The sequence below is a fragment of the Caulobacter sp. genome (assembly GCF_035254145.1).
Classification (GTDB): Bacteria; Pseudomonadota; Alphaproteobacteria; order Caulobacterales; family Caulobacteraceae; genus Caulobacter.
The window spans coordinates 1-24,727 of the sequence record NZ_DATFAV010000088.1; the positions used below are offsets into that span (position 1 = coordinate 1).

Below are 24,727 nucleotides of genomic sequence, written 5' to 3' on the forward strand. Positions count from 1 at the left end.
TAGGCGCTGGCCTTGGTCTTGATCTGCCAGGCCGGTTTCCAGCGGCTCCAGAAGCTCTTGCCGCTCCCGCCATTCCGGCCTTGGGCCGATGCGCGGGACGGCAGGGTCAAATAGAAGCCGACGAAGCAGTCGAGCGTCCAAAGGACGGCGACGATCCCCATCAGCCATATTCCCCAGCGATCGATCCCCCACATGGCCGGGATGTGCAGGCTGTAGTGCAGCACGTAGAGAAACGAGACGAAGGTCTCGCTGGTGATCGGCCAGGCCGCGCCCCACTGGCGGCGGCCCTGTTCGGCGCCCGTGGCCGGATCGACGAAGACCTGGTTGTAGCCGGGCTCGAACAGCTTGCCGGTCGCGGGGTTCCGCCTCGGCTCGACCCCGAAGGCGTAGGCCTCGCCCGGCTCGGGCGTCAGGGGGATATAGGTGACCTGGACGCGCGGGTCCCGAGCCTCGATTCGCCTGGCCAGGTCCAGCGGCGGCAGGCTTGGGCCGGTGGTCCGCGCGTGGGTCAGGTGGGGATTGAGCAGGTCGTCCAGCTCGTGATCCCACGAGATGATCGCCCCCGTCACGCCCGAGACGAACAGGAAGCCGGCGATCGCCAGGCCGCCCCATCGGTGCAAAAAGCCCAGAAAAGGCCTTAGCGCCGGCCGGGGGGCTGGCCGGCGAGCCTTTCCTGCGAGAGAGGGCGGGGTGCGCGCGTCCATCGCCCGGCCCTAGAACGCGTAGTCCAGCCGGACCGACACGCTGCGCGGCGCGGCGTAGTAGGACTGGCTCCACATCAGGCTGGTCAGATAGGTCTTGTCGGTGGCGTTCTTGACGTTGAGCGTGGCGCGCACCTTGTCGGTCACGTCGATCCCGGCCATCAGGTCGAGCACACCATAGGCTTTCTGGGTGAGCAGGGCGTCCTGGCTCTGGATGTCGTCTTGCCACCGCAGCTGGGCGCCCAAGGTCAGATTGCGGACCGAGGGAATGGTGTAGCTGGTCGAAGCCTTCAGCGTCTTGCGCGGCAGGTAGACGCGGGCCTTGTTCCCGTCCTCGTTCTTGATCGACAGGTCGGTCCAGCCCAGGCTGACGCGCCATTGGTCGTTGATCGCGCCGACGGCCTCCAACTCGTAGCCCGTCGCCTTGGTGTCGACCCCGGCGTAGTAGCTCTTGCCGTCCTCGAAGGTCCCGGCGAACTCGGCCAGGTTGGCCTGGCGGGACGTGAAGACCGCGCCGGTCAGGTAGAGGCGCTTGTCGAACCACTCGCTCTTGAAACCGGCCTCGTAGCTCTTGCCGTGGGCCGGATCGAGCTTGCTGTGCGTGACGTCGACCTCGGCCTGCGGATTAAAGATGTCGGTGTAGTTCGCATAGAGCGAGACGTTGTCGTTCAGGTCATAGACCGCGCCGACATAGGGGCTGACCTTGCTGGCGTCGCGGGCCTGGTCGGCGCCGTACGAGAAGCCCTTCGACTTCAGCCACAGGGCGTTGAAGCCGCCGACGACCTTCAGCCGATCCGTGACGTTCAGGTGGGCGGCGGCGTAGAAACGGCCCAGGCGGTCGATCTGGTCGGCGGCCAGATAGGCGCCGGGAAAGCTCGGCTCGGCCGGTTGGATGTGGCCCCAATCGGTGACAGGCCCGTAGACGATCGTCTCGGTCGAGAAGTCCTCATACTCGTGCCCGTGCGAGCGCGAGACCTGGCCGCCCACCACCAGCTGATGCGTACGCCCGAACAACTGGAAGGGGCCCGAGGCGTAGGCGTCCAGAATGGCGCTTTCGTAGATCGACGGATAGACGCCGGCCATGCCCTTCACGCCCAGGCCCGTGGCCTTGTCCGGCGCGCCGTAGGCGTAGAGCAGCTTGGCGTTCTCCTCGAAGCGCTTGAGCGTGCCGATCGTCTTGAATTGCCACCCGTTGTCGAAGCGCCAGGCCAGTTCGGCGAAGCCGGTCTGGTCGCGCACGTTCCAGTGCGTCCAGTCGGCCGAGGTCGAGGCCGAGCGCGGATAGTCGACCCGCGTCCCGTCGCTATAGGTCAGGGGCAGGGCGCCCCAATTGTTGCCGCGCGAACGGTTGTCCTGCATCGACCAGCCGACGGTGGCCGTCAGCTTCGGCGTGGCGTCCCAGGCCAGCAGGGCGCCGTAGACGTTGCGGTTCACCTGGTAGTGGTCGAGGTAGCTGTCCTTGTCCTCGTTGGCGTAGATCAGCCGGCCGGCCAGCGTGCCCGAGGCGTTCAGCGGGCCCGAGACGTCGGCCTCCAGCCGATAGTCGTTCCAGGAGCCGTACTGCAGCGCGCCCGAAGCTCGAAAGGTGTTGGTCGGCCGCTTGCGCACATAGTTGATCGTCGCCGAGGGATTGCCCGTGCCGGTCATCATGCTGTTGGCGCCGCGCACGGCCTCGACATGGTCGAACAGCACCGTATCGAGGTCGCCGAACTGGATGCCCCAGATCAACGGCAGGCCCACGCCGTCGACCTGGAAGTTGGTGATGTCGAAGCCGCGGGAGTTGTAATAGGTCCGGTCGGTTTCGACCTTCTCGACATTGATCCCGGTGATCTGGGCCAGCAGCTGGTTCACGTCGGTCAGGGCGAAGTCCTTGATCCGCTCCTGGTTGACCAGGGTCACCGATTGCGGGGTCTCGCGCAGGCTCATGTCCAGGCCGGTCACGGCGGAGGTGCGTGTCCGCGCGCCGGTGATCACCACGCGCTCCACCTGATTGGCTTCGGCGTCGCCCGCGTCGTTCTCGGCGGCGACCGCCAGGCTGGACGCACTGGCGAGGGTCAGGGCGGCGCCGGCGAGCAGGAGGGCGCGGAACGTGGGAGACATGAAGACCTCTATGCGAACGATAATGAGTCGCAATAGCGTCTAAGGGGCGGGCAAACCGCTGTCAAACCCGCGAGCGCCTTAAGGGTGGGCGAGCGGGACCAGCAGCAGGGCGGCGAGCGCCAGGGTGATCAGGGAAACGGCGGTGGTCAGGGCGACCGTGCGCGCCGCGCCTCGGGCGAAGACGCCATAGGCGCGGGTCTGGATGAACACGTTGACCGCGGTCGGCGCGGCCGCCAGCAGGGTCGCGCCGGCGCGGAAGGCGGCGGGAGCCGGCGTAAGGCCGATCGCCAGCCATGTCAGCAGGGGAAGCGCCAAGAGCTTGGCCAGCGTCGCCGCGACGACTGGCCCGGCGGCGGGCGTGGTGTCGTTCTCGGTCTCGCGCAGCCCCAGGGCCGCGCCCAGCGCGACCAGGCCGACGGGGCTGCCCGAGGCGGCGGCCATCCCGACAGCGCGGTCCAGAGGGGCTGGCAGACGCAGCTCCAGCAGCGCCAGGGCGACGCCGGTCAGAGCCGCGGCGACGACGGGATTGCGGAAGGCCTGCAGCGCCGAGCGCCAGATCGAACGACCGGCCGCCCAGCCTAGCAGGCCCACCCCGGCGGCGGACAGGACCACGAAGTCGACCGCGACCACGCCGGCGGCCAGCCGCGCGGCTTCGGCCCCCATGACCGCGGCGGTGATCGGCAGGGCAAGGAAGGCGCTGTTGCCGACGCCGGACGCCATGGCCGCGCCGGCCCGCTCGGCCTTGCTCCAGCCCAGGATCCGGCCCACGGCCACGACCACCGCCATCAGGGCCAGGCCGACGACCGCATAGGCCGCGAGTCCCGCCATCAAGTCATGCCCCGGCCGCCCCAGGCGGGAAAGCGAATGGACCAGAAGGGCGGGGAAGCCGATCCAGTAGACATAGGCCGACAGGCCCTGAGCCTGACGCGCGTCCAGCAGGCGAAGGCGCGTCATGACCAGGCCGGCGCCGACCAGCAGAAAGAACGGCCAGACCCTGGCCACGACATCGGCGACGAGAGGGATCAAGGAAAACCTCGGATACGGGCGTCAGCCCTGGCGCTCGTCGGCCGGCAAGCGGATGTGCACCAGCTTCCAGGTGAACAGCGCCCTGCGTTCGAACGTGAAGACGGTGACCCTGCCGCGCACGCCCGGACGCTTGACCGAGATGCGCACGCGATTGGGGTCCCAATAGTCGATGCCCGGCTGGGGGCCCTTGACCGAGTCCTTGAGCTTGTCGCTCGCCGATCCGTCGAGGGGCGGGGACGCTGGCGCCCGGCCTGGCGCATAGCCGCGCGTCAGCGCCCAGAATCCGGCGACGGTCAGGTAGCGTTCAACCTTGGGCTCGGGGGGCGCGATCGGCTCGATGGCCTTCTTGAAGACGCCCAGGGGATCGCGCCAGAGCGAGGGCGCTTCGGGCCTGGCGGCGGGCGCGTCGACGACCAACTGGGCGGTCAGGCTGCGGCGGACGGCCGGAAAGTCGACCAACTCGCCGATCGCCTGCACGTCCTCGTACTGCGCCGCCGCCTTCAGGGCGCGGAACGCGAACCACGGCGCGGAGACGAACGCGGCGGCGAACACGAAGATCGCCAGCACGATGAGGTCCCAGATCCGCTTCTGCAGGGTCATGCCGCCTCCGGAGGTCAAGGCGGCATAGACCAGTCTTCGCCGTGGCCGCAAGGGTGAGCCGTGTCCTGGGCGCCTCGCCGCGCGGCTTTTCGACGACCGCGACAACCCGTCCGTCGCGCGGCGGGATGAACGCTGATATCAGCGATTTGAGGGACGTATCTGTATCGAGAGTCACGACACATGTTGTGCCGTCCCGTGGCGCTTGTCCGCGCCGCAGCCGTCGCGGCTGCGCTTCTCGCCCCCACCCTGGTCCTGGCCGACGATCTCGATGGCGCGGTGCTGGCCGAGCTCAACTACGTGCGGGCCAATCCAGCCGCCTACGCCCGGGAACTGCGTCGCGCGCCCGACTGGATGTTCGAACAGGAGGAGCCCGGCGCGGTCGAGGAAGCGCTGGACTTTCTCGAACGCCAGCAGCCCCTCCCGCCGTTGAAGGGGGATCGCCGCCTGGACGCCGCCGCCCGCGAACACGCCGAAGGCCAGGGCGCGCGAGGCGAGGTGGGCCATGGCGCCGCTGGAAGCCTCGGCCGGCGCCTACGCGAGAATGGGATCTATGCCGGCCTGAGCGCGGAGAACATCTCCTACGGCTACGACGACGCGCGCGCGGTGGTGCGACAGCTGATCATCGACAGCCGGGTCGCCGGACGCGGTCACCGGCGCAACATCTTTTCGACGGGATACAGCGCCGCTGGGGTGGCCTGCGGCGCGCACCGCCAGTGGGGCTCAATGTGCGTGATCGACTTCGCCGGCGCGCTTATGGATCGCGGACGGGCCGAATGAAAAACGCCCCGGAGACTGACCTCCGGGGCGCTGTTCTTGTTTCCGTCGGGCGGAAAGCTTAGGCGGCCATGGCCTTCTTCAGGTTCTCGTCGATCTTGTCGAGGAAACCTTCGGTGGTCAGCCAGCCTTGCTTGTCGCCGACCAGCAGGGCCAGGTCCTTGGTCATATAGCCGCTCTCGACGGTGTCGACGCAGACTTTCTCGAGGGTGGCGGCGAAGTTGGCCAGCTCGGTGTTGTTGTCCAGCTTGGCGCGGTGGGCCAGGCCACGGGTCCAGGCGAAGATCGAGGCGATCGAGTTGGTCGAGGTGCTCTCGCCCTTCTGGTGCTGGCGGTAGTGACGGGTGACGGTGCCGTGGGCGGCCTCGGCTTCCACCGTCTTGCCGTCCGGCGTCATCAGCACCGAGGTCATCAGGCCCAGCGAGCCGAAGCCCTGGGCGACGATGTCCGACTGCACGTCGCCGTCGTAGTTCTTGCAGGCCCAGACGTAGCCGCCCGACCACTTCAGCGCCGAGGCGACCATGTCGTCGATCAGGCGGTGCTCGTAGTGGATGCCCAGGGCCTTGAACTTGTCGGCGTATTCGGCGTCGTAGATCTCCTGGAAGATGTCCTTGAAGCGACCGTCATAGGCCTTGAGGATCGTGTTCTTGGTGGACAGATAGACCGGATACTTGCGGTTCAGGCCGTAGGCGAACGAGGCGTGGGCGAAGTCGCGGATCGACTCGTCGAGGTTGTACATGCCCATGGCGACGCCCGACGACGGGGCCTTGAACACTTCGTGTTCGATCGTCTGGCCGTCCTCGCCGACGAACTTGATCGTCAGCGTGCCCTTGCCCGGGAACAGGAAGTCCGTGGCCTTGTACTGGTCGCCGAACGCGTGACGGCCGACGATGATCGGCTGGGTCCAGCCCGGCACCAGGCGCGGCACGTTCTGGCAGATGATCGGTTCGCGGAAGATCACCCCGCCCAGGATGTTGCGGATCGTGCCATTCGGCGACTTCCACATCTTCTTGAGATTGAATTCCTTCACGCGGGCTTCGTCCGGCGTGATGGTGGCGCACTTGACGGCCACGCCGTGCTTCTTGGTGGCTTCGGCGGCGTCGATCGTCACCTGGTCGTTGGTGGCGTCGCGGTTCTCGACCGACAGGTCGTAGTAGTCCAGTTCCAGGTCCAGGTACGGGAAGATCAGCTTATCCTTGATGAGCTTCCAGATGATCCGGGTCATTTCGTCCCCGTCCATGTCGACGACGGGGTTGGCGACTTTGATCTTGGCCATAGCGGGGCTGTTCCTCTGGCGGTGGCGCGCCTGTGGCGATCTGGCGCACAGGGCCAGGAAGCGGCGCGGACCGGGAGGCTATAGACTGTTGCGTCGCGGCGGAAAAGCCGATCGGTGGAACCTCGCGGTCAAGTTCGGTTTTAGAGCCTTCGGTTTTGAGGATGGCGTCGCGGGGGGCGTGGACGCCAAGCGTAGAGTAGGGGCGGGCGGACGGCCGCCATGTTTTCGGATTTTGGCCTTCGGATTTTGGCGAAGACGGCGCGGAGGCGACCGTCGCGGGGGGCGGACTTGAACGGCAGTCCAGGGACCAACGCTGAAGTCACTACGCCGTTGGCGCGGCGGTTGCTGACCATGGTGGCGATCCTGTCCATCGCGGTCACGGGCGTCGCCACGGCGACGGCCTTCGTGTTCGTGCGCAAGAGCGCGGCCGACACCCAGACCCGCCACCTGGAGGAATATGTCGGCGAACGGGTCAAGACCGAGGATCGGTTGTTCTCGGACCTGGTCAAGGTCCACGACGCGGCCAGCGAGGCCCTGACGCGCCGGCTGGCCACCTCGGCCGATCCCCACGGCGCGGCGGCCTTCGACGTCCTGTTTCCCGACCACGGGGACGGCACTCGCCGCTCGGCGCCCGAACTGTTCGATGGCGGTCGGATCGGTGACCGTTACGTCTATGGGGTGGGCGCCTATCTGCCGCGCGCCGCAGAGCTGACTCCCGCCGAAAAGGCGCTGTTCGTGTCGGCGGTCGACGTGGTGGCCGCGACGGGCGAGGCCCAGATCCGCCACTACGACAACTTCTATTTCTTCACGCCCGAGACGCGGCTGGTGATGTTCGGCCCGCGCCGAGCCGACAAGCTGATGTTCTATCGTCGCGACGCGCCGCCGGACCTGAACATCGAAAAGGAGGAGATGACGCTCCTGACCTTGCCGGGGAACAATCCGCAGCACGTCATGAAATGCACGCGGCTGCGGCGACTGATTTCCGATCCGTCGGGGCGAGGTCTCAACGCCGCCTGCATGACGCCCTTCTACTACCAGGGCCGGTTCATGGGCGCGTTCGGCTCCAGCCTGTCCCTCGACTCCTACCTCCTGCGGGCGGTCGGCGACGCCCTGCCGGGCGGGCGCAACCTGATCGTCGCGGACGATGGCGAACTGGTCGCCGCCCAAGGCCTGGCCCGAAACGGCGTGGTCGACGTAGGCGCGCTGCGCAAGTTCGAGGCCGACAACCACCTGAAGGGCCTGGTCGAGCGTATTCGCGCGCAGAAGCGGGACGTGGGAACGGTGCTTTCGCCCAGAGGCGACCGGCTGGTGGCCTATGGACGCCTGGTGGAGCCGGGCTGGTGGTTCCTGATGACCTTCCCGTCGGGGGACATCGTCTGGTCGTCGCTGAAGACCGCCTCCTGGGTGCTGCTGTTCGGGTTCATCGGCGTCGCGGCCCAGGTGCTGTTGCTGTACCGGCTGACCGACCAGATGGTGGCCGCGCCCCTGCATTCGCTGGCGGAAGCTCAGCGCCTGGGCGATCCGGCCGCCGCGGAGCGCATCGAGGCCCGTGACGATGAGATCGGCGCCCTGGCGCGGGCGCTGAGAAGCCAGAGGGAGCGCAACGAGGAGCTGCTTCGCTCGCTGGAGGAGCGCGTGGCCGAGCGCACCGTCGAGCTGGAGCGGGCCAATCAGGCCAAGTCTGTCTTCCTGGCCAATATGAGCCACGAACTCCGCACGCCCCTGAACGGCGTCATCGCCATCGGCGACCGGCTGGCCAAGGAGGAGGACCCGTCCGTCCGCCGCGAGCTGGCCGCCCTGGTGTCGTCGTCCGGACGACTGCTGGAAAAGGTGCTTGGCGACATTCTGGACGTCTCCAAGATCGAGGCGGGCGAGTTCCAGCTGACGCCGGCGCCCTTCGATCTGATCCAACTCGTGCGCGGCATGGCCGAACTGCACGCGGCCGCCGCGGAGGTCAAGGCGCTGACCTTCCGCTGGTCGGTCGCGCCGGACGCGGCCGGAACCTACGAGGGCGACGCCGGCCGCATCAGCCAGATCCTGTCCAACCTCCTGGCCAACGCGGTGAAGTTCACCACCGAGGGCGAGGTGGCGCTGGAGGTCGATCGCGTGGGTGAGGATCTGCGGTTCACGGTGTGCGACACCGGGGTCGGTTTCGACGCGGCGGTGCGCGATCGCCTGTTCAAGCGCTTCGTCCAGGCCGACCAGTCGATTACGCGCCAGTTCGGCGGCACGGGGCTTGGCCTCTCGATCAGCGCGGCGCTGGCCGAGATGATGGGCGGGCGGATCGACGCGGAGGCCACGCCGGGTCATGGCGCCCGCTTCGAGGTCCGGTTGCCCCTGCCTCGCAGCGCGGAGGTCCCTGTCCCTGAAGCCGATGAGGCCAAGGTGGCGGTTTCCCTGGAAGGCCTGCGGGTGCTGGTCGCCGAAGACCATCCGACCAATCGCAAGGTCGTCGAGGTGGTCCTGCAGCCGTTCGGGGTGGAGCTGACCATGGTCGCCGACGGCGAGGCGGCCCTGGCGGCGTTGGAAGCCAAGGATTTCGACGCCGTCCTGATGGACATGCAGATGCCGGTGATGGACGGCCTGACCGCCACCCGCGCCATCCGGGCCCGGGAGGCCGCCTCGGGCGCGCCGCCGATGCTGGTGGTCATGCTGACCGCCAACGCCATGGAAGACCACGTCGCGGCGGCCGAGGCCGCCGGCGCCGACCTGCACCTGGCCAAGCCCCTGCATCCCACCCAGCTCGTGGAGGCCTTGGCGCAGGCCAAGCGGCGGTAGGCGTCAGAAATCGTCCAGCACCGCCCGGCCGACCGCCGCGATCACCGCTTCACGCTCGGCCACGGTGGCGGTCGAGCCGGTCAGGAACACCGCCAGCGCCACGCGACGACCGTCCTTCAGCTCGACGATGGCCACGGCATGGCTTTCCGGCGTCACGCCCAGGTCCGCGCGCTCGGAGCCGGCCGCCTGCCAGAGCGCGGCCTCTGTCGGCAAGCTCGAGGCGAGGTAGCCTGGGTCGCGCCCCAACAGCTCGCGCGCGTCGGCGGTGGGAAACACCTCGCGATTGTTGAAGGCTTCCAGCAGCCGGACCATGCCGACCGGGGCGGCGGCGTCGCGCGGATCGGCCTGACGCTCGCGCGCCGCGCGGCTGCGATCGCGGGCGGGGACGGTCGTCAACGCCCGCCGCCAGGCCGGCTCTCCCCTCCAGGCGACCCTGAAGGAGGCCAGACCGAGGCCGTCGGGCAGAACCTGTCGGCGGTAGCGATCGACCGACACCGCATTGATACGTTGGACGTCCAGCCATCCGTTGACCGCGCCGGGACCGCCGATCCTCCTGGTCAGGAGGTCAAGGGCGGTGTTGTCGCCGGTCCGCGCCAGGCTTTCGAGCTCGGCCACCGTGTAGGTCCGGCGTCCCGGCCAGGCGTCGGCGACCGCGCTGGGCGGCGGCGACAGGTCGACGTCGCGCACCGCGATCGCCTCGCGCGGATCCAGACGTCCGGCGGCGGTCTCGGCCGTCACCGCCGCCAGGATCGGAACCCGGGCCGCCGCGCCCAGAAGGAAGGGGCGGTCGCCATTGAACGCCCACAGTTGCCGCGTGGCGAGATCCTCGACCGCGACGCCTAGCGCGGCCGGCGAAGCGCGAGTGGCGATGGCCTCGATCTTTTTCTGCAGGGGCTTGGGCTGTATCGCGGGCTCTTCCTGGCCCAGCATCGGCTTTTCGCCACAGGCGGCCAGCAGGGGAAGGACGGCGAGGGCGGTCAGGACGGCGCGGCGGAACATCCCCGCTAAACGCGGCCGTGGCGGTTCGGCTGCCACGCCTCTTGCATCCGGCGCGCTGTCGGCGGCAAAGGGGGTGATGACCGACGAAAATCCGCCCGCCCCGACGCACGCCCTTCCGCTCAAGGCGCTCCCGCCGTGCGTGATCCTGAACGAACCCCAGCTGGCCGAGAACATTGGCGCGGTGGCGCGGGTGATGGCCAATTTCGGCCTGTCGGACTTGCGCCTGGTCCGGCCGCGCGATGGCTGGCCGCAAGAACGCGCCTGGGCCAGCGCCTCGGGCGCTAACTGGCCGCTGGACGAGGCCAAGGTGTTCGACAGCCTGGAGGCGGCGATCGGCGACTTGAAGCTGGTCTACGCCACCACGGCGCGACCGCGCGAGACGCGCCTGCCGGTCTACACTCCGCGCGAGAGCGCCGGCCACCTGGCCGAGGAGGTCGCGCAGGGCCGCGCGGTCGGCCTGTTGTTCGGGGGGGAACGCGCGGGCCTGGAGACGCACGACATCGCGCTGTGCCAGGCCATCGTGTCGATCCCGATCGACGAGCGGTTCCGCTCGCTGAACCTTGCCCAGGCTGTGTCGATCAACGCCTACGAATGGAAGATGACCCAGGACGATCGGCCCTGGAAGAAGTTCGAACTCAATGTCGAGGAGCCCGCCGACCAGGCGACCTTGCTGGGCCTCTACGAGCACCTCGAGGATGAGCTGGACAAGGCCGGCTTCTACCATCCGCCGGAAAAGAAGCCCTCGATGGTGCGCAATCTGCGCGTTCCGTTGGCCCGCGCTCGTCTGACCGACCAGGAGGTCCGCACCTTCCGCGGCGTGATCACGGCCCTGAGCAAGGGGCGGGGGCGGGTGCTCGCCAAGCTGGCCGCCCAGAAGGCCCTGCAGGCGACGCCTCCGGCGGCAAAACAGGAGGTTGATCCGGGCGAGGATTGATCCACATCATGGGCGGCCCTCAGACGGCGTGCAGTTTGCACTGTGTACCGCGATGGAGTGTCGCCATGAATCCTGATGCAAAAACCCTGGTCGTAGTGGCCGACGGCCACCGCGCGCGCCTTCTGGAACAGCCCCGGATCGATGGTCCGCTGCACGACCGGCCCGAATGGCTGGCCGGATTGAAGGAGCACCACGCCCATTCGCGCGGCCCCGTCCCGCACGAAGGCGACCCCCACGACCGGGCCGAGCACGCCTTCGTCAAGGACCTGGCCCAGCGTCTGGAAGCCATCGTCCGCGACCATGCCATCGACGACCTGATCCTGATCGCCCCGCCGCGGGCCCTGGGCCATCTGCGCCACGAACTGCCCAATTCTCTGGTGGGCAAGGTGGTCGGAACCGATCCGCACGAGCGGGTCGACGCCACGATCATGACCCTGGCCGACGTGGTGCACGGCGCTCGGCGCGAGGGCTAGGGTTCTTTCCGACCGGTCGCTTGGACTGGGACGGGCGAAAAGGTTCCGGACCAGAGCGCGTGTCGCCAAGCCGCTTACAGTTTGGCGAAACGCGTTCTAACTTGTCTCCAACAAGCGTTGGTCAAAACGCTCTTGGGGAGAAGCGCCATGAATCGTCGGGAGTTGCTGGTCACGGCCGGCATGCTGGGTCTAGCGCCGGGCCTCGCGGCGCGCGCCGCCACACCGGCGGACGCCACGGCGGCCCGCGACGCTTATCTCTACGCCCTGCCGCTGATCGAGATGGCGACCACCCGCGCGCGGATGCTCGGGGCGCCCGGCGCGGCGGTCAACAGGATCGACCATACGCGCGCCCTGGCGGACCACACGTCCCGCCGGGTCACGACGCCCAACAACGACACCCTCTATTCCTGGGCCTTCCTGGACCTCACCAGGGGATCGGCGACCCTGACCATCCCGCCCTTGGGAAAGCGCTACTATTCGGTGGCGGTGATGGACATGTTCACCAATAACAACGTGGTGCTGGGAACGCGGACGATCGGCGGCGAGGGCGGGACCTTCACCCTGGTCGGACCGGGCCAGGGGGCGATGGGCCCCAATCCGACCCGCATCGCCACGCCGCACGCCTGGCTGTTGATCCGCGTGCTCACCGACGGCGGCGAGGACATGGCCGCCGCGCACAAGGCCCAGGATGGGTTCGACCTGAAGGGACCCGCGGGCGTCGCGCCCGCCGCCTACGCCGCGCGCGACGCCGCGCCCGAGGCCTATTTCGCGTCCGCGCGGGCCCTGTTGGCCAGCGATCCGCCGCCGCCGACCGACCTGCGGGTCCTGGGCCGCACGGCGCCGTTCCTGGGCGCCGGCCCCTATGACGCCGCCGCCGCTGCGGCCGGGGTCGACGAGGCCCGGGCGATCACCGTTCTCGCCAAGGGACGGCAGACCTTTGTGAACGGCTGGTCCTATCCGCGCCCCAATCTGGGCGACTACGGCCAGGACTACCTGTATCGCGCCATCGTCGCGCTGCAGGGGCTGGGCGCGCTGCCGGTCGCCGAGGCCATGTACATGAAGGCCGCCGGCGACGATGGGGCGGGCAATTTCACCGGCGACGGCCTCTATCGGCTGAGCCTCCCCGCGCACCTGCCGCTGGACGGCTTCTGGTCGCTGTCGATGTACGAGGCCACGGCCGACGGCCAGTTCTTCTTCACCGACAATCCGCTCGGGCGCTACACGATCGGCGACCGCACGCCGGGGCTGAAGCGCAACGCCGACGGCGCGCTGGACATCTGGATCGGCCGGGCCGATCCGGGCGGCGACAGAAGCGCCAACTGGCTGCCGGCGCCCAAGTCCGGCCCATTCGCCCTGTATCTGCGCGCCTATCTGCCCAGGCCGGAACTGCTGGACGGCCGCTTCCGCTTCTCGCCCGTCGTGAAAGCCTGATCGGGGCTCGACCCGCGCCGTCCGGGGCGGCACATTCGCGCCGACTCGCTCTGATGGAGATCCCTCGATGAAGACCCGCGCCGCCGTCGCCTTCGAAGCCAAGAAGCCGCTGGAGATCGTCGAGGTCGACCTGGAAGGACCCAAGGCCGGCGAGGTGATGGTCGAGATCAAGGCCACCGGCGTCTGCCACACCGACGCCTATACGCTGGATGGTTTCGACAGCGAGGGGATCTTCCCCTCGATCCTGGGCCACGAGGGCGCGGGCGTGGTGGTCGAGGTCGGCGCGGGCGTCACCTCGGTGGCGGTCGGGGACCACGTGATCCCGCTCTACACGCCAGAATGCCGCCAGTGCAAAAGCTGCCTGTCGGGCAAGACCAATCTTTGCACGGCGATCCGCGCCACCCAGGGCAAGGGCCTGATGCCGGACGGCACCAGCCGCTTCTCGTACAAGGGCCAGCCGATCTACCACTACATGGGCTGCTCGACCTTCTCGAACTACACGGTCCTGCCCGAGATCGCCGTCGCCAAGATCCGCCGCGACGCGCCGTTCAAGACCGCCTGCTACTGCGGCTGCGGCGTGACCACGGGCGTGGGCGCGGTGACCAACACCGCCAAGGTCGAGCCGGGCGCCAACGCCATCGTCTTCGGCCTGGGCGGCATCGGCCTCAACGTCATCCAGGGCCTGAAGCTGGTGGGCGCCAACATGATCGTCGGCGTCGACCTCAATCCGGCCCGCGAGGAGTGGGGCCGCAAGTTCGGCATGACCCACTTCGTCAATCCCAAGGACGTGCAGGGCGACCTGGTCGCGCATCTGGTGGCCCTGACCGATGGCGGCGCGGACTACACCTTCGACGCCACGGGCAACACCACGGTCATGCGCCAGGCGCTGGAAGCCTGCCATCGCGGCTGGGGCGAGAGCGTCATCATCGGCGTGGCCGAGGCGGGCAAGGAGATCTCCACCCGTCCGTTCCAACTGGTCACCGGCCGCGTCTGGCGCGGTACGGCCTTCGGCGGCGCGCGCGGCCGAACCGACACGCCCAAGATCGTCGACTGGTACATGGACGGCAAGATCCAGATCGACCCAATGATCACCCACGTCCTGCCGCTGGAAGAGATCAACAAGGCTTTTGATCTGATGCACGCCGGCGAGAGCATCCGGACGGTGGTGACGTTCTAAAGTCGAGTTCCTTTCCCCCTTGCGGGAAAGGTGGCCGCGAAGCGGACGGATTGGGAGTGTCGGCTCGGCGATGGCCGCGCTGACATCCACACCCCCAGCCCCTCCCCGCAAGGGGGAGGGGAGGAGATTGCGAATGACCGTCGAAACCCTCTCCACCCACCGCGTCCACGGCGGAACCCTGCGCTACTGCAAGCACGACAGCGTCAGCACTGGCACGCCGATGAAGTTCACGGTGTGGACGCCTGATAAGAACAAGAATGGCGGGGCGGGGCCGTTCCCCTATCTCGTCTGGCTATCCGGCCTGACCTGCACCGAGGACAACTTCACGGTGAAGTCGGGCGTCTACGAGCACGCCGCCAAGCACGGGATCGCCATCGTCGCGCCGGACACTTCACCGCGTGGGGAAGGGGTGGCCGACGATCCGGCCTACGACCTGGGGCAAGGGGCGGGCTTCTATGTCGACGCCACCCAGGCGCCGTGGGCGCCGCACTTCATGATGCACTCCTATGTCACCGGCGACCTGCTGGCGGCGGTCGAGGGCGCGTTCCCGCTGGACGGCGCGCGCAAGGGGATCTTCGGCCACTCGATGGGCGGCCATGGCGCCCTGACCATCGCCCTGAAGCATCCCGAGCTCTTCAAGTCGGTCAGCGCCTTCTCGCCGATCGTCTCGCCGCTGAACTGCCCGTGGGGCGACAAGGCGTTGACGGCCTATCTCGGCCCCGACCGCGCCGCCTGGCGGGCCTATGACGCCTGCGCTCTGATCGAGGGCGGGGCAGGGGCCGCGTTTGACGAGATCTTGATCGACCAGGGCCTGGCCGACAACTTCCTGGAAAGCCAGCTCAAGCCCGAGCTGATCGAAGCCGCCGCCGCCAAGGCCGGCCGCAAGGTCACGGTCCGCCGCCAGGAAGGCTACGACCACAGCTACTTCTTCATCACGACCTTTATCGGCGAGCATGTGGCGTTTCACGCGGGGCGGCTCTGAGACATTGACTCCGTTATGCCCCTTCGGCATAAGCCACCCCTTCACGCCGCCGGCTCGCCGGACGGCGCGAATATCGCATGACGGATTGACCCGAAGCCGCCGTTGAAATCGCACCTCTCTCGAGGGGAGCCGGCCCGGATCGAATAGAAGAGTGACTTATGTCCAAGCGCCATAGCGCCAAGTACAAGATCGACCGCCGTATGGGTGAAAACCTGTGGGGCCGTCCCAAGTCCCCGGTCAACCAGCGCTCGTACGGCCCCGGCCAGCACGGCCAACGCCGCAAGCAGAAGGTTTCGGACTTCGGCCTGCAGCTGCGCGCCAAGCAAAAGCTGAAGGGCTACTACGGCAACCTGACCGAGAAGCAATTCTCGCGCACCTACGAGGAAGCCGCCCGCCGCAAGGGCAACACCTCGGAGAACCTGATCTCGCTGCTCGAGTCGCGCCTGGACGCCATCGTCTATCGCGCCAAGTTCGTGCCGACCGTGTTCGCCGCCCGCCAGTTCGTGAACCACGGCCACGTGACCGTGAACGGCAAGCGCGTGAACATCCCGTCGTACCGCTGCAAGCCGGGCGACGTGATCGCGGTCCGCGAAAAGTCGCGCAACATGGCCCTGGTCCTGGAAGCCGTCGCCTCGAACGAGCGTGACTTCGCCGAGTATGTCTCGGTCGACGCCAAGGGCCTGTCGGCCACCTTCGTCCGCGCTCCGGAACTGTCGGAAGTTCCGTATCCGGTGAAGATGGAACCGAACCTGGTCGTCGAATTCTACGCTTCGTAAGCGTCGGATCCGAACAGAAATACGGAAAAGGCCCCGGATCGCTCCGGGGCCTTTTTTGTGGCCGCTCTTAGCGGATGGCCTCCTTAAGGGGCCAAGCCCCCTTGAAACCGTTCGCCGCCGATCCCAGCTTAGTCGGGCGGGACCGGGCCCCTCTGGCGAGCGTTGCAAGCGCTCGTGATGTCGGACCGCATCGGGTGTTCTCGATGTTCTGGGTCCGGCCGCCTATGCCCCCCTCCCCAAAGGCGCCGCCTCCATCGAGGACACCCGATCCATCCTTTTGGACCGGAGGTTCTTGAATGCCGCTTCTGATGTGCCCCAACTGCGACGGCTCCATGCAGGCCGTGCAGCGCGCCGGTGTCGAGTTCGACATGTGCCCGCGCTGCAGAGGGATCTGGCTGGACCGGGGCGAACTGGAGAAGCTGATGGCCCTGGAGCGCGAGGAGACGCAGGCCGTCTATGCCCAGCCGCGCCCCTACAGCCGTCCCGATCACCATCACGACCACGTCGACCATCGAAAGCGCCACGACGACGATGACGACCGTCACCGCCGCCAGGGGACGTATGGTCACCACAAGAAAAAGCGCTTCGACCTTTTCGACATATTCGACTGACGATCAGACCGATGAACCACTTCAAGACCTACATTCTGCTCGCGGGCCTGACGGCCCTGTTCGCCGGCGCCGGCTACCTGATCGGCGGCCCGACCGGCATGGCGATCGCCCTGGCCCTGGCCGTGGCGATGAACGCCTTCTCGTACTGGAACGCCGACAAGATCGTGCTGCGGACCTACGGAGCGCAGGAGGTCGACGAGAGCCATCCCGAACCGCTGATCCGCAACTATGTGACCGACGTGGTCGAGATGGCGGCCAAGGCTGGCCTGCCGCGGCCGCGCGTCACGATCATCGACAGCGCCCAGCCCAACGCCTTCGCCACGGGGCGTGATCCGGCCCATGCGGCGGTCGCCGCCACCACCGGCCTGCTCTCCCTGCTGACCCGCGACGAGATCCGGGGCGTGATGGCCCACGAACTGGCGCACGTGAAGAACCGCGACACCCTGACCATGACCGTGACGGCGACCATCGCCGGCGCGATCTCGGCCTTGGCCAACTTCGCCTTCTTCTTCGGCGGCTCGCGCGACGAGGAGGGCAATTCGGGCCTGGGCGGCATGATCGGCGCGATCCTGATCGCCATCCTGGCGCCGATCGCGGCCATGCTGGTGCAGATGGCCATCAGCCGTTCGCGCGAGTACGAGGCCGACCGCATCGGCGCGGCGATCGGTGGCGATCCCGAGGCCCTGGCGCGGGCGCTGGAGAAGATCGAGGCCTACGCCCGGGGCGGTTATGAGAACGTCCAGGCCGAGCGCAATCCGGCGACGGCCCACATGTTCATCATCAACCCGCTGGCCGGGCGCGGCGCGGACAACCTGTTCTCGACCCACCCCGCGACCCACAACCGCGTCGAGGCGTTGATGCGCCTGGGCGTGGGGCGGGGCGGGCGGCGCGCGGCGGTTCCGATCTCGGAGCAGGCCGTTCGCCCCAGCGGTCCTGGTCGCAAGGCCGGTCCCTGGGGGTGATCTTCGCCGCCGCGTTTTGATCGCGCCGTGAAAGAATGATCATTCCACGGCTGGTCAGCCGGCCAGCGACGGGTGATCTTCCTCGCGATGACGAGCGGACCTTCGCGAAGGGGTTTCCTATCGACCGGCGTGGCGCTCGTGGTCGCCGGCTGCGCGACCACGCCCGCGATCGTTCCCGGAGAGACCTGGCCCGAGCTGGAGCCGCTGTTGTCAGTCACGACGCAGCGGGGCGCGCTGACGATCATGGTATCCACAAAAGGGTGCGCGAACCGCGCCGATTTCGTGTTCAGGGTCGATCGGGTCGCCGGCCGGGCGGTGGTGGCCTTCGCGCGGAGACGGCTGGAGACCTGCCGGGGCGCGACGTCTCGGGCCGCGCTGGTGTTCAGTCATAAGGAACTGGGTTTGAAGTCTGGCGAGCGCATCGTCATCGCCAATCCGATCGCACCGGTCAGGCCTTGAAGGGGAGACGCGACATGTTCGACAAGGTGCGCAAGGCGGTCGATGGCGTCGCCCAGAACATCGCCCGGGAGTCCCGAGCGTGGAAGATCCAGTGTCGCTGGCCTCGGTCGGCGGCGTCCGCTACGGCGCGTTCGGAACCAGCTATACGCTGGGGACCTGCTCGCAATGCGGGGGATTTCGCGTAATGCGGATCTACAAGCCTGGGTCCTAGCCCTTCGGCGTGAACCGCTCGACCATCCAGGGAAGAACGCGCGCCGGGCGCTTGGCGGCGGTGTCGATCAGAACCCAGTCGGTGCGGCTCTGGGCGCACATCTCGCCGTCGGGGCCGTCTATGCGGACATAGCGCTCGAAGCGCGGTCCCTTCAGCTCGCCGACCCAGGTGTAGCCGGTGGCGGTCTCGCTCGGCAGCAGTTCGCGGCGGTAGTCGATCTCGTGGCGGCGCGCGATCCAGCTCCAGGGCGCGCGCTGTTCTGGCGTCGCCCAGGCTTCCCAATGGGCGATGGCCAGGTCCTGAGCCCAGGCCAGGTAGACCACGTTGTTGACGTGGCCATTGGCGTCGATGTCCGACGCCTTGGGTTCGAAGCTCAGGGAGAAGGCGTCGGCCGGCGGCTCAAACAGCTTCACGCGCGTCGCCGCGCGTTCTTTTTGGAGGGTGAGCCCCCGGGGCGGCGAACCGCTACGCACTTCGCCTGCGGGCTCACGCGGCGATGACGCCCTGCTCGGCCAGGAAGGTCTTCAGTTCGCCCGACTGGAACATCTCGCGGATGATGTCGCTGCCGCCGACGAACTCGCCCTTCACATAGAGCTGCGGGATGGTCGGCCAGTCGGTGAAGGTCTTGATGCCCTGGCGCAGATCGTCGTCCTGCAGGACGTCGACGCCGACGAACTCGACGCCCAGGTGATCGAGAATCTGCACGACGACCGACGAGAAGCCGCAGCGCGGCTGGTCCGGCACGCCCTTCATGAACACCACGACCGGATGCTCGGCGATGGTCTTGGCGATGAAGTCGATGGCGGGGGAGGAGGCGACGTCGGTCATGGAGATGGGTCCTTGGCGGAAGTCCTCAGCTAGGCGCCCTGGGTCCCAGGGTCAAGTGCGAGGATCAAGCCCGGCCCACGGCCTTTTCGCGTTCCTGGGCCGAGAAGCGCGCCATTTCGATCTGGGCGCAGACGCCGTTGGGCAAATCGCGCTCGACCACGGCGGCCAGACGCTCGACATCCGCGCGCCGATCGGTGGTGATCAGCACCGACGCCAGGGAGGGTTCGGTCAGGGCGTAGGCAAGACAGATCTCCTCGCCGCTCCAGCCCGGCGTGTCGCGCAGGAAATCGTAGCCTCCGACGCCGGCCAGGGGATCGGTGCGCCGCCGCCAGAGCGAGGGTCTGGGCAGGCTCTCACCGCCGTCGCGCAGGGCCTGCGGCCAGAAATCCTCGCCGATCACCGCCAGGTCGCTTCGCGTGGTTTCGCGGATTCGATGGCGCTCGGACCAGCCGGAGGACAGGTTGAAGGGCGAGGAGACGGCGATCAGCAGATCGTTGTCCAGCAGTCGCGGATCGATCTCGCCACGGCTGGCGATCCCGAGCCCTCGCACGGCATGGTTCTGGCGTAGCGCGCGCAGCCCCGCCTCGAACGCGGCGGGCAGGCGCGGTTCTTGGGGATCGTTGATCAGGACCAGGTCGACACTGTCCAGGCCCAGGCCCTCGAAGGCCAAGTCGAGCAGGGGTTCAAGGCCTGTGGTCTTCAGGAAGGCGGCGTCGCCGCGCAGCCGCCAGGTCACGAACAACAGGCGCCGCTCAACCGAGGCGAAGGCTTCTTTCGCGCCGCGCAGCAGGTCGGGTGATGCGCCATCGATCTGGAAGCTGTTGACGCCGGCCTCGAGCGCCGTCGTCACCAAGGCCCGCCATTCTGCGGCCCGCAGCCGCGAGGTTCCGGACAGGCGCAGGCTCAAGGCCGAGACCGTCGCGCCCGAGCTTCCGAAGGGACGGTGTCGCATGGCGGCCTTTAGTCGGCCGGGGCGGCGGTTTCGAGCGCCAGAGCGTGCAGCGTTCCGCCCAGCACGTCGGCCAGGGCCTTGTTGACCAACTGGTGCTGGCGCACGCGCGGCAGGCCCTTGAAGGCCGGCGAGACGATACGCGCCTTCCAATGATCGTTGTCGCCGGCCAGATCGGTCAGCACGATCTCGGAGTCTGGAAAGGCCGCGGTGAGGCGCGCTTCGAGGTCGGCGTGGGACATGGGCACGGCGGAGAACTCCGGTCTGCGAAACTGTGTGTGGCCGGAATTCCTTAAGAACGGACGTACGGCCGGCCTATCGATGAGAACGAGATTTAATTGAATTCGCCGCCCGGCGCACGGCATGTACGGCGCATGATCCAGCTTTCTCGCCATTCTCTCGCGGCGTTCGCCGCCATCGCCCTGCTTGGTCTTGGCGCCTCACCAGCCTTCGCCGGCCCCGGCGACAAGGCGCTCGACGACGTTCGCATCCTGTCGGCCGACGACATGCAGGGCCGCGCGCCGGGCGCGCAGGGCGCGGAGAAGGCGCGCGCCTATATCCTCTCGCGGTTCGCGGAGATCGGCGTCTCGCCGGTCGGCGAGCGGTTCGAGCAGCCGTTCAGCTTCACCAAGCGTGACGGATCCACCGTCCAGGGCGTCAATCTGATCGCGCGCATCAAGGGCGTGAAGGACGGCAAGGCGATGGTCGTCTCGGCCCATTACGACCACCTGGGCGTTCGGAACGGCGAGATCTACAACGGGGCCGACGACAACGCCTCGGGCGTGGCGGGCCTGCTGGCCGTGGCCGAGGCCTTCAAGGCGAGGCCGCCCAGGCATGACGTGATCTTCGCGGTGGTTGACGCCGAGGAGAGCGGCCTGCGCGGCGCCCGCGCTTTCGTCGCCGCGCCGCCGGTTCCCCTGGAGACCATCGCGCTGGACATCAATTTCGACATGCTCGGCAAGAACCCGAAGAACGAGCTCTACGTCTCCGGGACCGCGCCCTTCCCGTACCTGAAGCCGATCCTGGTCAAGTTGGCGACGACCGCGCCGGTCAGCCTGAAGCTGGGCCACGACACCGACGCGGACGGCAAGGAGAACAACTGGACCAACCAGTCGGACCACTTCGCCTTCGGCGAGAAGGGCGTGCCGTGGGTCTATTTCGGGGTCGAGGACCACCCAGAGTACCACAAGCCGACCGACGACTTCGCGACCCTGCCGCAGGACTTCTTCAAGCGTTCGGTGGCGACCGTCGTGAAGGCCAGCCAGGCGTTCGAGCAGGACCTGGACGACGTGGCCAAGGCGTCAGGGCGATAGATCGCCCGTCACGCCTGGCGCGGGCCGTCAGTCGACGCAGATCGCGGCCGTCGCCTTGCCGTTCACGACCCGGGCGTAGCAACCGAACTGGCGGTTAGTCTTCTGGCAGGCGCCGGTGACGGGGCCTTGCGGCTCGAGATTGCCTTCCAGAACGCATTGGCCTTGGCAGTCGCTCTTGTCGGCGCAGGCCTTGCCCCCGTCGGCGTAGGGGACGACGCAGGTCGGGATCTGGGCTCTGCCCACCGGCTGGATCGAGCCGCCCTGGGCCGAGCAGGCGCTGGCCTGGGTCTGCGCTGACGGCGGAGCGGGCGTCGGCGCGGCCGTGGGCGCACAGGCGGCCAGGAGCAGAGCGGCGGTCGTGATCAGGGCCGGGATGCGCATGTCGGGAGCTCTCCGGTCAGGCCTTCGGCGTGTTCATGTAGCCCGGCAGCCAGGCCTCGTGGGCCGAGCGCAGGGTGTCGAGCGGGATGCTGAACAGGCCCGGCGAGGCGAAGACCTCGCCGCCGGCGACGCCCGCGACGATCGCATGCACGCCGGCCGCCTTGGCCGCGTCGAGCACGGCGTCGGGATCGGGCGTGGCGATCAGGTAGCGGGCCTGGTCCTCGCCCAGCAGATACGGGTGGGCGTGGGCGTTGCTGGTGGCGTTCAGCGTGACACCCACCTTGCTGGCCAGGGCCACGTCGGCCGCCGCGACCAGCAGGCCGCCGTCCGACAGGTCGTGGACGCCAGCCACTAGGCCCGAGGCGATCAGGCCGCGTACGAAGTCGCCGTTCTTGCGCTCGACGGCGAGGTCGACCGGCGGCGGAGCGCCATCCTCACGGCCCAGGATCTCGCGCAGATAGATCGAGGCGCCCAGCTCGCCATGCGTCTCGCCGATCAGGACCAGCGTGTCGCCCTCGGCGACGCCGGAGAAGTCGGTGCGCAGGTCGTAGTCCTCGAGCAGGCCCACGGCGCCGACGGTCGGGGTCGGCGGAATGGCGACGCCGTTGGTCTCGTTGTAGAGCGACACGTTCCCTGACACGACCGGGAAGTCCAGGACGCGGCAGGCCTCGGCCATGCCGTCCGTGGCGCGCACGATCTGGCCCATGGTCTCGGGCTTCTCGGGGCTGCCGAAGTTCAGATTGTCGGTGATGGCGATCGGCAGGGCGCCGGCGGCCGTCAGGTTACGCCAAGCCTCGGCGACGGCCTGCTTGCCGCCCTCGTACGGGTCGGCCTGGACGTAGCGCGGGGTGCAGTCGCTGGTGACGGCGATGGCCTTGCCGGTGCCGTGAATGCGCACGATGCCGGCGTCGCAGCCGGTGGCGCTGTCTTCCAGGGTGTCGGCCATGACGTGACGGTCGTACTGCTCCCACAGCCAGCGCTTGGAGGCCATGTCGGGGCAGCCGACGATCTTCAGAACCGCCTGGTTCCAGTCGATCGGGGCGGGGATCTTGCCGGGGTCGAGGCGGGCGTCCAGCTTGGGCTGAACCCAGGGGCGGTCATACAACGGCGCGTCGTCGAACAACGGCGCCAGCGGCACGTCGCAGACCGTCTCGCCGTGGTGCTTCAGCACCAGGCGGCCGGTGTCGGTGGTGTAGCCGATGACGGCGGCGTCCAGGCCCCACTTCTCGAAGATGGCGTGGCCGTCCTGCTCGCGGCCGGGCTTCAGGACCGCCAGCATGCGTTCCTGGCTTTCCGACAGCATCATCTCGTAGGCCGACATGCCGGTCTCGCGCTGCGGAACCATGTCCATGTTCAGCTCGATGCCGACGCCGCCCTTGCCGGCCATCTCGACCGACGAGGAGGTCAGGCCCGCCGCGCCCATGTCCTGGATGGCGGCGACCGCGCCGGTGGCCATCAGCTCGAGCGTCGCCTCGATCAAGAGCTTCTCGGCGAAGGGGTCGCCGACTTGGACGGTGGGGCGCTTTTCCTCGCTGTCCTCCGAGAACTCGGTGGAGGACATGGTCGCGCCATGGATGCCGTCGCGGCCGGTCTTGGAGCCGAAATAGACGACCGCCAGGCCCGGGCCGGGGGCGGCCGAGTAGAAGATGCTGTCGGCCTTGGCCAGGCCCACGCACATGGCGTTGACCAGGATGTTGCCGTTATAGCCCTTGTGGAAGTTGGTCTCGCCGGCGACGGTCGGCACGCCCACGCAGTTGCCGTAGCCGGCGATGCCGGCGACCACGCCGTCGACCAGGCGCTTGGTCTTGGGATGCTCGGGATCGCCGAAGCGCAGGGCGTTCAGAAGAGCGATCGGCCGCGCGCCCATCGTGAAGACGTCGCGCATGATGCCACCCACGCCCGTCGCCGCGCCCTGGTAGGGCTCGATGTAGGACGGGTGGTTGTGGCTCTCCATCTTGAAGATGATCGCGTCGCCGTCGCCGATGTCGATCACGCCGGCGTTCTCGCCGGGACCGCAGATCACGCGTGGGCCGCTGATCGGGAACTTCTTCAGCTGGTTCTTCGAGGACTTGTACGAGCAGTGCTCGGACCACATCACCGAGAAGACGCCCAGCTCCACCAGGTTGGGCTCTCGGCCCAGGCGCTGCAGGACGACGTCATATTCGGCGGGTTTCAGGCCGAACTCGGCGGCCAGATCGGCCATGGGCTTTTGGGGCGTGCTCATGGGCGCGCCTTCTAACCCGGTCCCCGGGATTCCGCCACAGGTGAGGGGACTTCTTCGTCGAGAGACGGAAGCGTTGCGACCGTCCCTGGCGTCTTCATGGCCGGAAAGCCCTGAAAATCCTTGAGCTTAGCTGGAATTAAGGCGGCTTGGCCGGAGGAACGGGCGGACTCCGCGTTCGTTTTCTTCTCGTGCGTCACGAGCGCGCTGTGAACCAAGGAGAAGCCCGATGGCTGAACAGAACCGCAATCCACAGCAGCAACAGCAAGACCAGCAACGCCGAGCGCCCGGCCAGCAGCAGCAACAGGGCGGTCAGCGTCAGAACGAGCAGGGCCGCAATCCGGGCGGTCAGGCCAATCAGGACGACCTGGAACGGCGCGGCGAGCGCTGACGTCCACGACTCTCCGTAGGGGGAAGGCCGGCGGTCACCGCCGGCCTTTTTCGTCTGTAATCGTCCCCCCAGCAGGGGAGGTGGCGCGAAGCGCCGGAGGGGGAAGTGCTGGTGAGCTTGCCTCTTCCCCCTCCGTCGTCTCTTCGAGCCGACACCTCCCCCGAGAGGGGGAGGATTGGGAGGCATGCCCTTACTTCGTGTCCACCACCGGCAGTTCGATGAAGCTGGCGGCATCGCCGGCGTGGAACACCCGCTGCGTCGCCTTCACGTAGTCGCTGGGCTTGGCGAAGAAGATGTTCGGCACGAAGGTCTGCGGGTTGCGGTCGTAGAGCGGGAACCAGCTGGACTGGACCTGCACCATGATCCGGTGACCC

Annotated in this window: 27 protein-coding genes; 14 read left to right on the forward strand and 13 right to left on the reverse strand. The window is 68.0% G+C overall.

Going from position 1 to position 24,727, the window contains the following annotated elements; genetic code table 11:
• The 4 genes from VJ655_RS04840 to VJ655_RS04855 all read right to left on the reverse strand — a co-directional run.
• Positions 1 to 620: PepSY-associated TM helix domain-containing protein (locus tag VJ655_RS04840; RefSeq protein WP_324109932.1), on the reverse strand; the 620-nt coding region annotated here is incomplete at its 3' end.
• A gap of 93 nt (positions 621 to 713) precedes the next feature.
• Positions 714 to 2,801 (reverse strand): TonB-dependent siderophore receptor, encoded by a 2,088-nt coding sequence (locus VJ655_RS04845; RefSeq protein WP_324109933.1) that lies wholly within the window; start codon positions 2,799 to 2,801, stop codon positions 714 to 716.
• Positions 2,802 to 2,879: 78 nt separating this feature from the next.
• A complete protein-coding gene (locus VJ655_RS04850; protein ID WP_414646940.1) occupies positions 2,880 to 3,824 on the reverse strand; it encodes an AEC family transporter in 945 nt (314 codons plus the stop codon).
• 24 nt (positions 3,825 to 3,848) lie between these two features.
• Positions 3,849 to 4,427 (reverse strand): DUF2939 domain-containing protein, encoded by a 579-nt coding sequence (locus VJ655_RS04855; RefSeq protein ID WP_324109935.1) that lies wholly within the window; start codon positions 4,425 to 4,427, stop codon positions 3,849 to 3,851.
• 180 nt (positions 4,428 to 4,607) lie between these two features.
• On the opposite strand from VJ655_RS04855, the gene VJ655_RS04860 reads away from it, so the two are divergent.
• A complete protein-coding gene (locus VJ655_RS04860; RefSeq protein WP_324109936.1) occupies positions 4,608 to 5,204 on the forward strand; it encodes a CAP domain-containing protein in 597 nt (198 codons plus the stop codon).
• Positions 5,205 to 5,262: 58 nt separating this feature from the next.
• Here VJ655_RS04860 and VJ655_RS04865 read toward each other — a convergent pair whose 3' ends face one another.
• The gene (locus VJ655_RS04865; protein WP_324109937.1) at positions 5,263 to 6,477 is read right to left on the reverse strand and encodes an NADP-dependent isocitrate dehydrogenase; all 1,215 of its coding nucleotides are present in this window, start codon (positions 6,475 to 6,477) and stop codon (positions 5,263 to 5,265) included.
• 351 nt (positions 6,478 to 6,828) lie between these two features.
• On the opposite strand from VJ655_RS04865, the gene VJ655_RS04870 reads away from it, so the two are divergent.
• A complete protein-coding gene (locus tag VJ655_RS04870) occupies positions 6,829 to 9,255 on the forward strand; it encodes an ATP-binding protein (protein ID WP_324109956.1) in 2,427 nt (808 codons plus the stop codon).
• Between the two features lie 3 nt (positions 9,256 to 9,258).
• Here the strand turns inward: VJ655_RS04870 and VJ655_RS04875 are convergent, their stop codons facing one another.
• Positions 9,259 to 10,254: a serine hydrolase gene (locus VJ655_RS04875; RefSeq protein WP_324109938.1), complete on the reverse strand. Its 996-nt coding sequence runs from the start codon at positions 10,252 to 10,254 to the stop codon at positions 9,259 to 9,261.
• Between the two features lie 76 nt (positions 10,255 to 10,330).
• Here VJ655_RS04875 and VJ655_RS04880 point away from each other — a divergent pair, with 76 nt between their 5' ends.
• From VJ655_RS04880 to VJ655_RS04925, 10 genes are all read left to right on the forward strand, one after another.
• A complete protein-coding gene (locus VJ655_RS04880; RefSeq protein WP_324109939.1) occupies positions 10,331 to 11,188 on the forward strand; it encodes an RNA methyltransferase in 858 nt (285 codons plus the stop codon).
• Between the two features lie 65 nt (positions 11,189 to 11,253).
• The gene (locus VJ655_RS04885) at positions 11,254 to 11,661 is read left to right on the forward strand and encodes a host attachment protein (protein WP_324109940.1); all 408 of its coding nucleotides are present in this window, start codon (positions 11,254 to 11,256) and stop codon (positions 11,659 to 11,661) included.
• 147 nt (positions 11,662 to 11,808) lie between these two features.
• A complete protein-coding gene (locus VJ655_RS04890) occupies positions 11,809 to 13,092 on the forward strand; it encodes a DUF1254 domain-containing protein (RefSeq protein WP_324109941.1) in 1,284 nt (427 codons plus the stop codon).
• Positions 13,093 to 13,159: 67 nt separating this feature from the next.
• A complete protein-coding gene (locus VJ655_RS04895) occupies positions 13,160 to 14,269 on the forward strand; it encodes an S-(hydroxymethyl)glutathione dehydrogenase/class III alcohol dehydrogenase (RefSeq protein ID WP_324109942.1) in 1,110 nt (369 codons plus the stop codon).
• 133 nt (positions 14,270 to 14,402) lie between these two features.
• Positions 14,403 to 15,251: an S-formylglutathione hydrolase gene (gene fghA, locus VJ655_RS04900; protein ID WP_324109943.1), complete on the forward strand. Its 849-nt coding sequence runs from the start codon at positions 14,403 to 14,405 to the stop codon at positions 15,249 to 15,251.
• Positions 15,252 to 15,409: 158 nt separating this feature from the next.
• A complete protein-coding gene (gene rpsD / locus VJ655_RS04905; RefSeq protein ID WP_172263139.1) occupies positions 15,410 to 16,027 on the forward strand; it encodes a 30S ribosomal protein S4 in 618 nt (205 codons plus the stop codon).
• A 296-nt stretch (positions 16,028 to 16,323) separates the two neighbouring features.
• Positions 16,324 to 16,638, forward strand: a complete 315-nt coding sequence (locus tag VJ655_RS04910; RefSeq protein WP_324109944.1) for a zf-TFIIB domain-containing protein — start codon at positions 16,324 to 16,326, stop codon at positions 16,636 to 16,638.
• Between the two features lie 11 nt (positions 16,639 to 16,649).
• Positions 16,650 to 17,600, forward strand: a complete 951-nt coding sequence (htpX, locus tag VJ655_RS04915; RefSeq protein ID WP_324109945.1) for a zinc metalloprotease HtpX — start codon at positions 16,650 to 16,652, stop codon at positions 17,598 to 17,600.
• Positions 17,601 to 17,729: 129 nt separating this feature from the next.
• Entirely contained in the window at positions 17,730 to 18,059 is a 330-nt protein-coding gene (locus tag VJ655_RS04920) for a hypothetical protein (RefSeq protein ID WP_324109946.1), read from the forward strand.
• A gap of 79 nt (positions 18,060 to 18,138) precedes the next feature.
• Complete coding sequence (locus tag VJ655_RS04925) at positions 18,139 to 18,270, forward strand: hypothetical protein (RefSeq protein WP_324109947.1); 132 nt, start codon at positions 18,139 to 18,141, stop codon at positions 18,268 to 18,270.
• On the opposite strand, the gene VJ655_RS04930 is transcribed toward VJ655_RS04925, so the two are convergent.
• The 4 genes from VJ655_RS04930 to VJ655_RS04945 all read right to left on the reverse strand — a co-directional run bounded on the left by VJ655_RS04930 (position 18,267) and on the right by VJ655_RS04945 (position 20,295).
• Positions 18,267 to 18,683: a thioesterase family protein gene (locus VJ655_RS04930; protein WP_324109948.1), complete on the reverse strand. Its 417-nt coding sequence runs from the start codon at positions 18,681 to 18,683 to the stop codon at positions 18,267 to 18,269. The genes VJ655_RS04925 and VJ655_RS04930 overlap by 4 nt on opposite strands.
• A gap of 73 nt (positions 18,684 to 18,756) precedes the next feature.
• Positions 18,757 to 19,098, reverse strand: coding sequence for a Grx4 family monothiol glutaredoxin (gene grxD, locus VJ655_RS04935; protein WP_324109949.1), 342 nt, complete (start codon positions 19,096 to 19,098; stop codon positions 18,757 to 18,759).
• A 64-nt stretch (positions 19,099 to 19,162) separates the two neighbouring features.
• Entirely contained in the window at positions 19,163 to 20,050 is an 888-nt protein-coding gene (locus VJ655_RS04940) for a hypothetical protein (protein WP_324109950.1), read from the reverse strand.
• A gap of 8 nt (positions 20,051 to 20,058) precedes the next feature.
• Positions 20,059 to 20,295: a BolA family transcriptional regulator gene (locus VJ655_RS04945; RefSeq protein ID WP_324109951.1), complete on the reverse strand. Its 237-nt coding sequence runs from the start codon at positions 20,293 to 20,295 to the stop codon at positions 20,059 to 20,061.
• Positions 20,296 to 20,424: 129 nt separating this feature from the next.
• Between VJ655_RS04945 and VJ655_RS04950 the strand changes: the two genes are divergently transcribed.
• Positions 20,425 to 21,360, forward strand: coding sequence for a M20/M25/M40 family metallo-hydrolase (locus VJ655_RS04950; protein ID WP_324109957.1), 936 nt, complete (start codon positions 20,425 to 20,427; stop codon positions 21,358 to 21,360).
• Positions 21,361 to 21,387: 27 nt separating this feature from the next.
• Here VJ655_RS04950 and VJ655_RS04955 read toward each other — a convergent pair whose 3' ends face one another.
• Together VJ655_RS04955 and purL are read right to left on the reverse strand one after the other, a co-directional pair.
• The gene (locus VJ655_RS04955; protein WP_324109952.1) at positions 21,388 to 21,741 is read right to left on the reverse strand and encodes a hypothetical protein; all 354 of its coding nucleotides are present in this window, start codon (positions 21,739 to 21,741) and stop codon (positions 21,388 to 21,390) included.
• A 16-nt stretch (positions 21,742 to 21,757) separates the two neighbouring features.
• A complete protein-coding gene (gene purL / locus VJ655_RS04960; RefSeq protein ID WP_324109953.1) occupies positions 21,758 to 23,965 on the reverse strand; it encodes a phosphoribosylformylglycinamidine synthase subunit PurL in 2,208 nt (735 codons plus the stop codon).
• Positions 23,966 to 24,191: 226 nt separating this feature from the next.
• Here purL and VJ655_RS04965 point away from each other — a divergent pair, with 226 nt between their 5' ends.
• Positions 24,192 to 24,353, forward strand: a complete 162-nt coding sequence (locus VJ655_RS04965) for a hypothetical protein (RefSeq protein WP_324109954.1) — start codon at positions 24,192 to 24,194, stop codon at positions 24,351 to 24,353.
• A 190-nt stretch (positions 24,354 to 24,543) separates the two neighbouring features.
• Here VJ655_RS04965 and VJ655_RS04970 read toward each other — a convergent pair.
• A partial coding sequence (locus VJ655_RS04970; protein WP_324109955.1) for a hypothetical protein occupies positions 24,544 to 24,727 on the reverse strand: 184 nt, incomplete at its 5' end.